Annotated in this window: 13 protein-coding genes; 4 read left to right on the top strand and 9 right to left on the bottom strand. The window is 67.7% G+C overall.

Features of this window, described 5'->3' with window-relative positions; all coding sequences use genetic code 11:
* The first annotated feature begins 200 nt into the window (after nucleotides 1-200).
* The 4 genes from EPA64_RS07580 to EPA64_RS16895 all read left to right on the top strand — a co-directional run bounded on the left by EPA64_RS07580 (nucleotide 201) and on the right by EPA64_RS16895 (nucleotide 4,665).
* On the top strand, nucleotides 201-1,853 hold the full coding sequence (locus tag EPA64_RS07580) for a serine hydrolase (RefSeq protein WP_134725669.1): 1,653 nt from the start codon (nucleotides 201-203) through the stop codon (nucleotides 1,851-1,853).
* A 74-nt stretch (nucleotides 1,854-1,927) separates the two neighbouring features.
* Nucleotides 1,928-3,583, top strand: coding sequence for an alpha/beta hydrolase (locus tag EPA64_RS07575; RefSeq protein ID WP_134725668.1), 1,656 nt, complete (start codon nucleotides 1,928-1,930; stop codon nucleotides 3,581-3,583).
* Nucleotides 3,568-4,431, top strand: a complete 864-nt coding sequence (locus EPA64_RS07570; protein WP_134725667.1) for a dienelactone hydrolase family protein — start codon at nucleotides 3,568-3,570, stop codon at nucleotides 4,429-4,431. The genes EPA64_RS07575 and EPA64_RS07570 overlap by 16 nt, the downstream gene beginning before the upstream one ends.
* A gap of 108 nt (nucleotides 4,432-4,539) precedes the next feature.
* Nucleotides 4,540-4,665, top strand: a complete 126-nt coding sequence (locus EPA64_RS16895) for a hypothetical protein (RefSeq protein ID WP_281278555.1) — start codon at nucleotides 4,540-4,542, stop codon at nucleotides 4,663-4,665.
* A gap of 114 nt (nucleotides 4,666-4,779) precedes the next feature.
* On the opposite strand, the gene EPA64_RS07565 is transcribed toward EPA64_RS16895, so the two are convergent.
* The 9 genes from EPA64_RS07565 to EPA64_RS07525 all read right to left on the bottom strand — a co-directional run bounded on the left by EPA64_RS07565 (nucleotide 4,780) and on the right by EPA64_RS07525 (nucleotide 14,283).
* Complete coding sequence (locus tag EPA64_RS07565; protein WP_134725666.1) at nucleotides 4,780-5,403, bottom strand: isochorismatase family protein; 624 nt, start codon at nucleotides 5,401-5,403, stop codon at nucleotides 4,780-4,782.
* 53 nt (nucleotides 5,404-5,456) lie between these two features.
* A complete protein-coding gene (locus tag EPA64_RS07560) occupies nucleotides 5,457-6,485 on the bottom strand; it encodes a 2,5-dihydroxypyridine 5,6-dioxygenase NicX family protein (RefSeq protein ID WP_134725665.1) in 1,029 nt (342 codons plus the stop codon).
* Nucleotides 6,486-6,514: 29 nt separating this feature from the next.
* Nucleotides 6,515-7,297, bottom strand: a complete 783-nt coding sequence (locus EPA64_RS07555) for an alpha/beta fold hydrolase (RefSeq protein ID WP_134725664.1) — start codon at nucleotides 7,295-7,297, stop codon at nucleotides 6,515-6,517.
* A 12-nt stretch (nucleotides 7,298-7,309) separates the two neighbouring features.
* A complete protein-coding gene (locus tag EPA64_RS07550) occupies nucleotides 7,310-8,059 on the bottom strand; it encodes a maleate cis-trans isomerase family protein (protein ID WP_484217446.1) in 750 nt (249 codons plus the stop codon).
* 20 nt (nucleotides 8,060-8,079) lie between these two features.
* On the bottom strand, nucleotides 8,080-8,613 hold the full coding sequence (locus EPA64_RS07545) for an aromatic-ring-hydroxylating dioxygenase subunit beta (RefSeq protein WP_134725663.1): 534 nt from the start codon (nucleotides 8,611-8,613) through the stop codon (nucleotides 8,080-8,082).
* A complete protein-coding gene (locus EPA64_RS07540) occupies nucleotides 8,610-11,426 on the bottom strand; it encodes an FAD-dependent oxidoreductase (RefSeq protein ID WP_134725662.1) in 2,817 nt (938 codons plus the stop codon). Before EPA64_RS07540 ends, EPA64_RS07545 begins: the two co-directional genes overlap by 4 nt.
* A gap of 8 nt (nucleotides 11,427-11,434) precedes the next feature.
* Nucleotides 11,435-12,409, bottom strand: coding sequence for an amidohydrolase family protein (locus EPA64_RS07535; RefSeq protein ID WP_134725661.1), 975 nt, complete (start codon nucleotides 12,407-12,409; stop codon nucleotides 11,435-11,437).
* Nucleotides 12,410-12,499: 90 nt separating this feature from the next.
* Nucleotides 12,500-13,780 (bottom strand): TRAP transporter large permease, encoded by a 1,281-nt coding sequence (locus EPA64_RS07530; RefSeq protein WP_134725660.1) that lies wholly within the window; start codon nucleotides 13,778-13,780, stop codon nucleotides 12,500-12,502.
* Entirely contained in the window at nucleotides 13,780-14,283 is a 504-nt protein-coding gene (locus EPA64_RS07525; RefSeq protein WP_134725659.1) for a TRAP transporter small permease, read from the bottom strand. Before EPA64_RS07525 ends, EPA64_RS07530 begins: the two co-directional genes overlap by 1 nt.
* Between the last annotated feature and the right edge of the window lie 21 nt (nucleotides 14,284-14,304).

The raw sequence follows: 14,304 nt of genomic DNA, 5'->3' as shown, positions 1-14,304 counted from the left end.
GCGCCGGCGCGGGAACCAGACGACCTTCTCGAACATCGCCGAAGTCAGGTCATGGAAGAAGTGTTTCTGGCGGCAGCGCGCAAGTCTGGGCACAGTGCGTGAACATCCGTGGACAGATCCCCGAAGCATATACCGCGCGCCAGACGGGTCGAAGGCCCCCCTCTGCCCGAGGCGGCGCGGACAGGACAAAGGAACGCAACATGAAACACCTGATCGGCCCGGCCTTGGTCGCGGCCCTCACATTCGGAGGCACGGCGATGGCCCAGCAGACCGAACCGCAACCGGCCGAGCCCCTCTCAGCCCAAGCCTCGGACCCCGGCGTGCTGGGTTGGATGCAGGGCCAGCCGCCCGCACCGGACAAGACCATCCGCCCCGGCGATCCCGACTTCTTCGCCTTTCCCAAGTTGCGCTGGACCGTCTGCCACTTCAGCCAGATGATGCCGGTGGTTGCCGTGGACCGGGGCCCCGAGGCCACTGTCGACCTGCCCGAGGCGCTGGACCCCGCCATCGAAAACGTCGCCTTCACCCCCTCGGGCGGCGGCGAGCGGATGACATGGGACGCGGCCTTCGACGTGAACTACAGTGACGGCGTGATCGTGCTGCACCACGGCCGCGTCGTCTATGAACGCTATGGCGGCTGCCTGGGGCCGGATGGCCTGCACGGCGCCATGTCGGTCACGAAAAGCCTGACCGGCCTGATGGCCGAGGCCCTGATCGCCGACGAGCTGCTGGACGAGGCCGCGCCCGTGGCCAGCGTCATCCCGGAACTGGACGGCAGCGCCTTCGGCGACGCCACCGTCCGCCAGGTGCTGGAGATGACCACCGCGCTGGATTATTCCGAGGATTACGCCGACCCCGATGCCGATGTCTGGACCTATTCCGCCGCCGGCAGCGCATTCCCCAAGGGGCCGGACTACAGCGGGCCGCGCGGCACCTTCGAGGCGCTGCAGGGGATCGAGAAGGACGGCGCCCACGGCGAGGCCTTCGGCTACAAGACCCCCAACGCCGACGTGGCGGGCTGGCTGGTGGCAAAGGTGACAGGCCAATCGGTGGCCGATCACCTGTCGCAGACCGTCTGGTCCAAGCTGGGCCAGCGGCGCGAGGGCTTTTACACCGTCGACGCGCTCGGCACGCCCTTCGCGGGCGGCGGCTTCAACGCGAACCTGCGCGACATGGCGCGGTTGGGGCAGATGATCCTGGACGGCGGCCGGGTGGGCGACGAGCAGGTCATCCCCGAGGCTGCCATTGCCCGCCTGCGGCAGGGGGGCGACCCGGCCAAGTTCGCCAAGGCCGGCTATGACCTGCCGGGCTGGAGCTATCAGAGCCAGTGGTGGATCACCCATGACGATCACGGCAGCTTCGCCGCCCGCGGCGTCCACGGCCAGACGATCTGGATCGACCCCAAGGCCGACATGGTGATCGCGCGCTTCGCCTCGCACCCGGTGGCGGCCAACGCGGCCAGCGACCCGACGTCGCTGCCCGCCTTCCGGGCGGTGGCCGATTACCTGATCGCCCATGACGACCAGCCCCTGCTGGGCGCGGAATGGGTGGTCGAGGACATCGGCGGGCAGGGCGTGATCGACAACAGCCACGTTACCCTGCGCTTCGGGGCCGACGGGCGGCTGGACGGCAGCGCCACCTGCAACCGTTTCTTCGGCGGTTATCGGGCGGACGGCCCGCGCCTGACCCTGGAACCTGCGGCCGTGACCCGCATGGCGTGCCCGGAGGCGCTGATGAATCAGGAGCGCCGCTTCCTGGACACGCTGGCCCGCGTGGACGGCTATCGGATCGACGACACCGGCGCGTTGGTCCTGACCGGCGCCGACGGCGCCGCGATCCGCGCCCGGCGCTGAGCGGCGCAGCTTGTCATCCCGCGTCCGGATCGGGCAAGCCGGGGCGGACGGTGGATGGTAGAGGAAACGCTTGCATGCAGGGCAGACGCTTTTTCGGGGTATCGCTGCTGCCGCTCTATCTGGGGCTGGTCCTGTTCGCAGCCTCGCTCACGCCCTCGCTGATCCCGCGGGACTGGCTTGTCCAGGGGGTGCTTGGCGGGCTGGTGGCAGCCCTGGGATACATGATCGGCCGCTTCGTGCTGACGCTGTGGCGTGCGGTCCAGCTACCGGTCCTGCGCGGGCGGGCCGCGGCGGCGGCGCATCTGCTTGCAAGCCTGCCGGTGCTGGCGGTTCTGGTCTTGTGCCTGGCGCAGGCCCGCGACTGGCAGAACGGCATCCGCAGCCGCATGGGGATGGACCTGATCGACAGCGTGGACGTGCCCAGCATGGCGATGGTGGCGCTGCTGGTCTTTGCCGCGCTGATGCTGGCGGGGGCGCTGGTGCGGTGGGCCTTCGACCGGCTGCGGGGATGGCTTTACCGCCACATGCCGCGGCGGACGGCGGATGTGTCGGGGCTGATCGTGGTGACGCTGGCGCTGGTGGTGGTCACGCGCGACGGCGTGCTGGACCGCGTGATCCGCGGACTGGACCAGTCCTATACCGTGGCGCAGGATCTGTTCGACACCGCGCCCCCGCCGCCTGTGGACCCCCGCACGCCCGGGGCCGCGGCATCCATGATCGACTGGGGCGCGATGGGCCAGCCGGGGCGGGACTTCGTCACCGGCGGGCCGGACGCGAAGGATATTGCGGCCTTCACCGGGCGGCCGGCCCTTGATCCGATCCGCGTCTATGCGGGTCTGGCCGAGGCCGACAGCGCGCAGGAGCGCGCCGAGCGCGCCCTGGACGAGCTGCTGCGCCTTGGCGCCTTCGACCGCAAGGTGATGATCGTGGCCATGCCCACGGGGACCGGCTGGCTGGACCCCGGCAGCTTCGACGTGGTCGAATACATGCACGGCGGCGACATCGCGACGGTGGCCGTCCAGTATTCCTATCTGCAGTCACCTCTGGCGCTGCTGCTGGAAACGCAGGCGGGGCTGGAACAGGCGCGGGCGCTGATCGGCGCGATCCACCGCCACTGGCGCGAACTTCCCCGGGACCGCAGGCCCCGCCTTTACGTCCACGGGCTCAGCCTGGGCGCCTGGGCCTCGATGTATGGCACCGACCTGTTCGCGCTGCTCGACAACCCCATCCACGGCGCGCTGTGGGCCGGCCCGCCCTTCCCCTCGGCGCGCTGGAACGAAGCGATGGCCGAGCGCGACCCGGGCAGCCCCTATGTCGCCCCGCAGGTCGGCGACGGGCGGCTGATCCGCTTTGCCAGCCACACCCGGGACGCGGGCGGCGCGCAGGGCTGGGGCGACATGCGGCTGATGTTCCTTCAGTATTCCAGCGATCCGATCGTCTTCTACGAACCCGCCTCGTTCTGGCGCCGGCCGGCCTGGATGCGCGAGCCGCCCGCCCCGGACGTGTCGCCTGATCTCAGCTTCACTCCGATGGTGACGCAGTTCCAGCTGGTCGTGGACATGATCCTTGCCACCAGCGCCCCCGAAGGGCACGGCCATTCCTATTATGCGCGGGACTACATCGGCCCTTGGGTCGCCCTGACCGCGCCTGCGGGCTGGACCGCCGACGACAGCGCCCGGCTGGCTGCGCATTGCGACAGGGGGTTCCAGCAGGGATGCGACAACGGCTGAAACGGGCGGCATGGATCGCGGCCGCGCTGGTGGTCCTTGTCCTGGCGGGGATCGGGGCGAACACCGCGCGGCAATGGGCGGGGCTGACGGCGTCCTCCGACGCCCCGGCGCAGCGCCGGGCGCAACTGGCGCCCTTCTGGCGCGTCCTGCCGGCCGCCGAGGGCAGCGCCGGGGCGGGCGATGCGGTGCTTTTGTCCGGCTGCGACGGTGTCCACGACAACATGGATTTCTGGGCGGGCCGCTTTGCCGAGCAGGGCCGCCGCGCGCTGATCCTGGACAGCCACGGGCCGCGCGGGCTCGACCAGCTTGAATCCTGGCGGCTGGTCTGCGTGGGGCAGGTGCTGGCCGGGGCGGAACGCGCGGGCGACCTGGCGGTGGCCTTGGCCGACCTGCCGACCCCGCCGCAGGGAACGGTGGTGCTGGGCGCCTCGCACGGGGGGTGGACGGCGATGGAGTTCCTGCGCCTGGCGCTGACCGGCCAGCTGCCCCCCGGATTGCGCCGCTGGCCCGCCGATCCGGCACGGCTGCTGCAAGGGCTGCAGGCGGTCGTCCTGCTTTACCCCTATTGCGGGCTGCTGAACGGGGCGGACGAGGGCGACTGGACCGCCGCGCCCCCGGTCCTGATGATCCTTGCAGCCGAAGACCGGATCGTCAGCACACCGGCCTGCCTTAACCTGGCCGACCGCCTGCGCACGCGCGGCGCGCGGATCGCGGTCAGCGTCATCGAAGGCGCCGACCACGCCTTTGACCAGCGCGAGCGGGCCGCCCTGTCGCCCCTGTCCTTCGATGCCGCCCTGCGCGCCCGCGCGGCGCAGGAGGTGGACACCTTCCTGGCCGCGCTGGACTGACAGGAACACCTGTAAGAGGATGTGCGGATTGCTTTCCTGGCGGCGGCTATTCCCCAAATTGCCGCTGCGCTGCGCAGGTTGGTCTCGACCTCGGCAAAGCCCCCCCGCATGTCGAAAAAGACCTTGCCGGGCTTTGCCCTTATCGAGGACGCCACGGCCTGCGGCGGCTTTCAGGCCGCCGCCGCAGAGAAGGAACAGGTCGCCGGGTTGGCCGCCCCTCGGCGTCGCGGCTGAAGACCCGCGCGATGGGCCGCGGCGAGACAGTCGCGGCAACGGGGTCGTGCCGCAGCCCGCGCTCCTCCTCGATCCGGTGGAACATGCCTGCGGTCCCCTGTGGTGGCCGATCGGTCAGAGCGTCTGCAACCACCCTGCGATATCCGCCGCGTCCGTCACATCGCCATATTTCTGGCCGATGTCATAGAGGTTCGCGTCATGGGGCGCCTGCGCGCGGTCGGCGCAGCAGTCGGCGGGCACCAGCACGTTGAAGCCCGCCTGCACCGCATCCACCGCCGAGGCGCGCACGCAGCCCGAGGTGGTCGCCCCGGTCAGGACCAGCGTGTCCACCCCCGCCCCGGTCAGCAGCATGGCCAGATGGGTTCCGGCAAAGGCCGAGGCGCCCTTTTTGGTGATCACCGGATCGCCCGGCTGGATGCCGGTGCGGGCATCGACCTCGGCCAGGCGCGAGCCCTCCAGCAGCGCCGCCATCCCCGACGCCTTGCGCAGCCAGGGCAGCATGGCGATCTCGCCGGGCTGATAGGCGATGACCGTGTAGATGACCGGAAAGCCCTTCGACCGGGCAAGGTCGGTCAGCCGGCGGGTGGCCGCGATCTGCGCCGTCATGTCGGCGGCGGTGGGATAGCTTCCGGGGTCGGTGAAGCCATAGGTGTAATCGATGACCAGCACCGCCGGGCGGGTGCCACGCGGCACCGCGCGGCCGAAGCCCGCGGCGTCATAGACCGCTTCCTGCGACATTCTCGTCTCCATTCAAGGGATGGCGGCCCCGGCTGCGGGGGCCGCCCTGGGGATCAGCGGCTCAGCTGGATCTCTTTCACGACGATGTCGCCGTCGATCACGATCGGCTCGTCGTCGAGGAACAGCGAGCAGTTCCGCATCGGGATATCCAGATGGCAGGCGGTGTCGTTCGGCCCGCCCAACTCGTTGTTCGGGCCGGTCGAGAACATCACGTTGCCGTAGAAGCTGCGCGGTTCCATCCCCATGCCGCCGGGGAACTCTCCGGGGACGAAGTTGTGCCACTTGGCGTTCGGGTTCATGCCCCAGCCGACATGGCTCATCCCCTTGCCGCGGTTGTCCTTAAAGCTGTCCATGTAGGACTTGACGATCTGCGCCTCGAGCCCGCCGCGGATGTCGCTGATCCAGCCCTTCTCGATGGTGTAGGTGATCGGCTCGCGCACCATCAGGTTCTGGGGCAGCAGGATGTCGCCCGGCGCCACGACGATCTGGCCGTCCACCCCGTCGTCGTCCCCGCCGGTGAAGACGAAGCCCGAGGGCCAGTGGTCCCAGCGGCCGGGTTCGTCGGTGCAGGCGTATTCGGCGACGGTCGGATAGGTGTTCAGCTTGTAGGTGACATCGGTCCCGTGCGGCGAGGTGATCCGCATCACCTTGGCGCGGTCCAGCATCCCGGCCGCAATCGTCACCTTCTCGCGCAGTTCCGGATAGGGCAGCATCCGCGCCAGCAGGGAGGGCGGCTCGACGGCGGTCAGAATGCGGGTGCCGGCGTCCTGGATGGCGAATTGCTCGGGCGAGAACAGCAGGAAGACGCAGTCGATCAGCATGTCGCAGTTCTTCAGCGCCTCGACCGCGTCGGGCATGGCGGCAAGGCCGGTGACGCCCACCGACCAGCCATCGGTCGGCAGCGGCGCAGGCAGGCGCATGTGGTACATCTTCGCGCCGAGCCGCTGGCCCGCGGCCATGAAGGCATCGGCATAGTCCAGCCGGTCGTTGCCCTGGGTCAGGACGACAAGGCGTTCGCCGTCCCTGACGCCCGACATCTTCAGCTGATGCAGGCAGATCTCGGTGAAGCTGGCGTGATCCATCGGATGAGTTTCCCTGTGTCGGTTGGAAGTCAGGCGGTGAAGTCCATGACGGCGTTCAGGAAGCCGTCGAGGTCGTCCCACGGGATCATGTGCCCCGCGCCTTCGACGCGGCCGATCTCGATCTGCGGCATCAGGCGGCTGATCTCCTCGGCATCCTCGGGCAGGATCACCGTCGCGCCGCCGGCGATGACCAGCCGGGCGGGCAGGCTGATCTCGGGCAGGTCGGCGTGGATGTCGTCGGTCGAGAAGCCGTCGAAGGCCTGCCGGATCGCGCCCCACTGGCAGGTATGCAGCCATTCGGCCCGCAGCGCGCGCTGTTCTTCCGTCCAGGTCGGGCAGAACTTCAGCATGTCCTCGGCCGAGCAGCCCTGTTCGGCCATGCGGATGGAATCGCCATACCAAGCCCAGTTGGCCGGGTAAGGGCGGCGGTTCGGCCCCGAGACGGGCGGATCGACCAGCACCAGCCCGGCGAAGGGCTGCGGGTCCTTGCGGGCGGCGCGGATGGCGATGCGCGCGCCCATCGAATGGCCCAGCACGACGGGCCGGTTCATCCCCTGCGCCAGCGCCACCGCGTCATCGGCCATCGCGTCCAGCGTATAGTCCAGATCGCCCGACTGGCTGAGCCCGCGCCCGCGCACGTCCAAGATATGGACGTCGAAGCGTTCCGCCATCCGCTCGCCCACGAAGCCCCAGGTGACGGCGGGCGAGGTGATGCCGGGGATCAGCAGCAGTTCCGGCGCGCCTTCCGGGCCGGGGTAGCGGATCAGGTGCTGGCGGATGCCGTTGGCATGGACGTTGTAGCCGAAAGCCATTGCCGCGGCCCCTCAGTAGGCGCCCGACAGCAGCGTGCCGCCGCCGGGGACGCGGGTGTTAAGGCCAAGCTCGCGCAGCATTGACCAGGTGGTGGCGACGGCGGCCGACAGGACCGGCTTGCGCGCCTGCGCCTCGACCGTGGTGATCGCGGCCAGCGAGGGCATCTGGACGCAGGCCGACAGCACGATCGCATCCACGTCGTCGGTCTTCATGCCCGCGACGATGCCCGGCAGGTTCATCGGGTCATGCGCCGCGACCTTGAGGTTGTCCGAGATTTCCAGCGCGCGATAGTCGCCGACCTCGATGCCCTCGTTGCGGATATAGTCCACGACCATCTCGGTCAGCGGCTTCATGTAGGGGGTGACGACGGCCACGCGCTTGGCGCCGATGGCCTTGATCCCCTCGACCAGCGCCCCGGCCGAGGTGATGACCGGCGCGGGCGCGCCGTTCCCGCGCGTGACGCCGTGCAGGCGCTCGCCCGAGGCGCGGTGATAGCCGTGGCCCATCGACATGATCGCGACGAGGCAGGCATAGCCCATCACGTCCACCCGCGCGTCCGACAGTTCCAACGCGCAGCGGTCGCTGTCGGCGTCCATCTTCGCCAGTTCATCCTTGGTCACGTGCTTCATCCGCATCCGCGAAGAATGGAAGGTGAAGCGTTCGGGCGCGATCGCCTCGCGGGCCCGCAGAAGCGCGGGAATCTCGGTCTCCATGGTGACGTTGGACGAGGGAACGATCTGTCCGATGCGGATCGGGGTCATGGGGTGGCCTTTCTGTGGATTCAAACGGGCAGAACCAGGGCGTTCGGCACCAGCAACGTGTCGTAGATCGCGATGCGCGACGACAGCAGCAGGCGCCCGTCATCCTGACGGCGGAACTTGTCGATCATCCGGCCGGCCTGGTGCAGGCGCCCCTCGGGAAGCTCGGCGCGCACCTCGACCAGCATGTAGTTGTTGCCAGCCAGAATCGTGCCGTCTTCCTCGATCCCCATGACGCGGGTGTTCGTCATGTAGTGGCGCAGATATCGCGGCCCGAACATTGACGTCTTGGCAATCGCCAGGGCGCGGTCCTTGATCATGCCAAGGCCTTCGCAATAGACCAGCCCGACCGGCAGGTTGCCGTCCCAGTTCTCGCGGCTGGTGATGGTATAGAATGCGTCCTCGGTGAAGAAAGCGGGCCAGTCCATCAGGTCGCCATCGTCCAGCACGGCGCAATACTCCGCGTTGAACTCCTCGATCTCGAGCCGCGCATCGCGCCGCGCCTCGCGCGTGTCCCGCGCCGAAATTGCCGTGAAACCGTGCTTGAGGTCGTTCATAGACCCATCTCCTGACGCCAGTGCTTGTACATCGCCCGGATCGCGGCTTCCGAGATCAGGGTGTCGGAGGTGCCGGCCGGAACCTTGGGATCGAGCGCGACCAGATGGGCCCCGCCGGTCGAGTTCAGCATCCCGTCCTGCACGAACTTCATCGCCTCGTTGTCCTCAAGCCCGAGGAAGCCGGCGGGGCCCATCAGGTTGCCCTGCCGCAGGCGGTGGCGGGTCATCTCCTCGTCGTCGTCCTCATACCCGAACATCGTCCAGATCATGGTGAACTCGTTCGGGCCGTTGGGCACGATCTGGCGGACGCCCAGCGTGTTCATCTCGCGCTGGACGATCAGCCCGGGCCACACCACCTGCATCGTCACCGACCAGGGGCTGTCGAACTCGGGGTAGAAATCCATCAGCCGCGGATCGGACAGGACCATGCCGTCCCGATAGGCGCGCATCTCGGCCTTGTTCTCGGCCGAAACGGTCGCGCCCTCGCTTTTGGCCGACGCCATCGTCGAGTGGCGGCCCTTGGGATCGACGATCATCGCCGACTTGTTGCCCGCGACCAAGAGGCCGAAGGTCACGAGGAACGTGTGCAGCAGCGTCGCGTGATAGGGATCCTTGAGGTTTTCAGGGTAAAGCTTCCAGTTGCCCATCAGCGTGTGGCGGTAATGCCCCAGCACCCTCAGCTTGCGGCCCGAAAACACCGTGTCGAAGTCCTTGAGCATTTCCTCGCCCAGGTAATCCTCGAACGAGTCCATGTTTTGGGCGAAGGTGGCGAAGACGGCGCCGTTGCGTTCGGTCACCTTCAGCTTCTTGACGCCGTGGTTCTCGGGGCGGAAATCCGGTCCCATGCCGCCCTTGCCATCGACCCCGCGGCGGAAGGGAACGCCCGCAAGGTTGCCCTTCAGGTCATAGCTCCACTGGTGGTAGGGGCAGACGAACTCCTCGGCATTGCCGCGCAGCTCGCGGCAGAACTCGGCGGCGCGGTGGGCGCAGCGGTTCTCGAACACGTTGATTTCGCCATCATGGTCCCGCACCATGACCACAGGCGTCGGCCCCACGAAGGACCGCACGAAGTCGCCTGCATCGGGGACTTCGGCCGCCAGCCCCACATAGTTCCAGGTGCGGCCGTGGAAGATCTTCTCGATCTCGCGTTCGTGGATCTCGTTGCTGGTATAGACCCAGTCGGGGACGCGATCGAGGCCGGAAGCCGGCCAGACGTATCGCTTCTCGATCGGCAGCATCTTCATTTCATTGTCCTCGAGCGTTGACAGGTCGGTGGAAGGATCGGCCAGCTTCGCCGGATCGACCGGATGGGCCGACGCGATCAGGCCTCGCGCCGCACGCAGCAGCGATGCATCGCCAAAGTCGATGCAGGCGGTGACGCGGTTCGCTTCATCAAGACAGAAGAAGGCGGGCGCTTCTCCGTCGCGGCGCACGACCCTGGCATCCGGCCGGGGATCGCCCACGATCTGCAGGGTGCCGCCGAACAGGTCAGACCAGAACCACGGCAGTTCCTGCTCGACCGGCTCTTGCCCGGCAATGGCGCGCGCAACGCGATCAGCCGACAGCCGCGCGTTCTGCCAGCTTTCGACGCGCCGCTGCTGGCCCGAGATCTCGTTGCGCACGACCGCGACGTCGCCCACCGCGTAGATCGCCGGGTCCGAGGTCTGGTTGCGAGAGTTCACCACGATCCCGCCGCCGGGCGCGGTTTCCAGCGCGGCGCCGTTCGCGAGCTGGTCGCTGGGGACGGCGCCGATGCCGACGATGATGCAGTCGGCTGCGATCCGGGTGCCGTCGGCCATCGTCACGCCCCCGGCCGAGACCGACTGGACCGCTTCGCCGATGTGCAACGCCACATCGTTCTGCCGCGCAACCCAGGCGAGGAACTCTCCCGGCTCTTCCGGCAGCAGACGCTTGAGCAGTCGGTCCTGCACCTCGATCAGGGTGGCCTCGATCCCCAGCGAACGGGCCGCGGATGCCAGCTCCAGACCGATGAAGCCGCCCCCGATCACGGCGACGCCGCGTGACCGTGACAGCACCTCGCCCAAGGTCTGCGAGTCGGCCACCTCACGAAGGTAATGCAGATGAACCTCGTCCGAGCCGGGCAGCAGGATCCGGCGCGGCGCGGCGCCGGTCGCGAGAACGAGCATGTCGTAGGGCACCGTCTCGCCGCCGGTCAGGACGACATGGCGGGCCTCGCGGTCGATGCAGTGGACCCGCGTGCCCAGACGCAGCTCGATGTCCAGATCCTCGATTTCACCGGGCTGGAAGATATGGGCGCTGGTCAGGGTCGTGCGGCCCAGCAGCATATCCTTGGACAGCGGCGGCCGTTCATAAGGCGGATGCTCCTCCTCGCCCAGAAGGATCACCTTGCCTGCAAAGCCGTGCGTGCGCGCGGCCCGCGCGGTCTCGGCCCCGGCCTGACCGGCCCCAACGATGACCATGCGGCGAAAGTCGGCAACGGCCCCGCCTGCGCCCTTGGCTGCGCCCGCGCTGGCTGCCGCCCGAGGCTGGGTGTCGATCCAGACGACGCCATCCTCGATCCTGGTGTCATAGGTGGCGATGTCGCGGGTGACGGGCGGCCCCACCGCGCGGCCGGTGCGGATGTCGAACAGGCCCTGGTGCAGGGGACATTCGATGCAGCCATTCTCGACGTGGCCTTCGGTCAGGATGGCGAAGGCGTGGGTGCAGATGTTGCCGGTCGCGTGGATCTCGCCGTCCAGCGAGAACAGCGCAAGGCGCAATCCGTCAACCTCGACCCCGACCGAGCCCTTGGCGTGGACCTCGTCCGCGGGAATTGAAGAATGCCAGCTCATGTCGCCTCCTATGCCGCCTCTGCCAGCAGGGGCAGCCCCAGAAGGGCGGCCGCCGTGTCGTGACACACCTTGCGCCGCGCCTCGTCGTCCAGAGGCGCGGTCTCGATGAAGTCCACGGCCGCCGCCGTGTCCTCGTAGGGATAGTCGACCGAGAACATCACGCCGTCGGCGCCCATCTCGCCCACAGCGCCCATCAGCGACGCGTGCGAGCAGACGCCGGACGTGGTGATGACGATGTTGCGGGTGAAATACTCGGACGGGGCAAGCCGAAGATCGACCCCCTGGGGATAGGCCCTGAAGCGGGAATCGAAGCGCCAGCGCAGGAAGGGCAGCCCTTCGCCCATGTGACCCAGCACCACCTTGACGCCGGGAAAGCGGTCGAAGACGCCGCCGAACAGCAGCCGCAGCGCGTGGCTTCCGGCCTCGACGCCCCAGCCCCAGACCGCGCCCTGCAGCACCGGCACGTCGCGGATCACGTAAGGGTCGGCATGGGCGTTGATCGGGTGCAGATAGAACGGCACGCCCAGCCGCTCGAGTTCGGCCCAGAACGCATCATATTCCGGCCCGTCGTAATAGGTGCCGTGGGTGTGGCCGTTCACGAGGCAGCCGAGGAATCCCATGTCGCGCACCGTCCGCTGAAGCTCGGCGATGGCCGCATCGGGGTCGTGCATCGGCAGCGAGGCAAAGCCCGACAGCCGGTCCGGTTGGGCGGCGATCTTCTCGGCAAGAAAGTCGTTTGCGCGGCGCGCGGAATCGACTGCCCGGTCCAGGCTTTCGCTTTGCGCTCCGGGGCCGGTCAGGGACAGGACGGTGCGGACGATCCCGCCGCGGTCCATCAGCTCGATTCTCTCACCATCGAAGCCGTTGAGCCGCTGGACCAGCTGCCCGGACTGGTCGGCCGGCATAAGCTTCAGGAAAGCTTCGGAATACTTCTCGAATCCCGGTGCCATGAAATGTTCTTCGAAAGTGATCTTGGGCGTCATGCGCTATCCTGTCGTGCTCCCCGAAAGGGGCTTATTAGTCAGTATACGTCTTATTTTGGCCGGGCAAGCCTTATCCTTGCCAGGCCGCGACTAGAGCAGAAGATCGGGAACGAAGGTCGCGAGGCCCGGCACATAGGTGACCAGCAGCAACACGACGAGGTTCACGGCGATGAACGGCCAGACACCCGCGATGATCTCTCCGACCGGCTTCTGCAGGGTCGAGGAGGCCACGAAGAGGTCCAGGCCGAAGGGCGGCGTCACCATTCCCAGCGAGATGTTGACGGCGACGATCATCCCGAAGTGGATCGGGTCGATGCCGAGGTTGGTGGCGACCGGATAGAGCGCCGGCACCAGGATCAGCTGGATCGAGTTCGGGTCGATGAACATCCCGGCGATGATGAAGGCGATGTTGGCGATCATCAGGAACACGATCGGCCCGGCGTTCAGATACTCCACCCCCGAGATCAGAAGCTGGGGGATCTGCGCCAGCGTGATGAAGTAGGACAGCGCCGTCCCGAAGGCGAGCAGCAGGAAGATGACCGAGTTCTGGATGGCGGTCTTTTCGGCGATTGCGACCAGTGACCGGAACGTCAGGCTGCGATAGACGAATCCTTCGACGAGGATTGCATAGACCACGCTGGCGATGGCGGCCTCGGTCGCCGTGAACAGGCCGCTGTAGATCCCGCCGAGGATCAGCACCGGCATTCCCAGCGCCCAGCCGGCACGGCGGAACGCAAGGCCGACCTCGCGCAGGCTGGCGCGAGAGTCCCCATGAACCCCCGTGCGCCGCGCCTCGATCCAGGTCAGGACGGCGAAAGCCGCGCCCAGCAGGATTCCGATCCCAAGCCCTGCGGCGAACAGCGTCGCAATCGAGGTGCCGGTGATCCAGCCATAGACGATCAGCGTGATCGACGGCGGGATGAGCAGCGCGGTTTCCGCCGAGGACACGATCAGCCCCAGCGAGAACTTGTCCCGGAATCCCGCCCGGCGCAGTTCGGGGTAAAGGATCTTGCCCATCGCCGCGACGGTGGCGGGGGCCGAACCCGACACGGAACCAAAGCCCATCGCGCCCCCGATGGTCGTATAGCCGATGCCGCCGCGCAGATGCCCCACAAGCGCCCGGACCAGCCCGGTCAGGCGCCGGGCGATCTGGCCTTGGCCCATCAGTTCCGCCGCGAACAGGAAGAACGGGATCGCCAGCAGCAGCGACTGGTTGACGCCGCCGACCATGCGCTGGGGAATGATGACCTCGGGAAGGGCCGGAAAATACCCGGCCTTGATGGCCAGCATGGGGATGCCCAGGACCATGAGCATCTCGAAGCCGGTGATCAGCAGGACAAAGGCCAGCAGGATGATGGCAATCGCGAGCATCACTCATCCACCTCGGAACGCAGGGAAAAGCGGTCGACCAGTCCCGCGAAGCTGGCGCCATACCGCAGCGCGAGCAGCACGAACCCGATGCACGGCGCGACATAAAGCCAGCCGATCGGGATCCCCACCGTGGCGCTGGTCTGGCCGGTGGAGAAGACGAAGGCCGCCATCCTCGTCGACAGCCATGCCATGTAGAGCGAAAAGACAACGCCCACCGCGTCGATCATGCGGGTCAGCGGCAGGCCGGTGGACGCCATGATCCGGGACTGAAAGCTGTCGACGGCCACCTGCTTGCCCCGTTCAAGGGCAAGTCCCGCCGCCAGGAAGACCAGGAAGATGTTCATCATCCGCACCACCTCGTCGATCCAGCCGAAGGATGCCGCATGACTTCCGCCGAACAGCCGCATCAGCACGTTGAAGGCGAACAGAAACGACATCCCCAGCAACAGGGCGACAAGACTGGTGCGTTCGACGACGCGGATGGCTGACAGGATTGTTTGCATGGAGTCCTCGGTGTGCTGCGA

The organism is Paracoccus luteus, assembly GCF_004522155.1.
Lineage (GTDB): Bacteria > Pseudomonadota > Alphaproteobacteria > Rhodobacterales > Rhodobacteraceae > Paracoccus > Paracoccus luteus.
The sequence above is the reverse complement of the archived record's forward strand: the minus strand, read 5'-3'. Positions and strand labels throughout refer to the sequence as shown.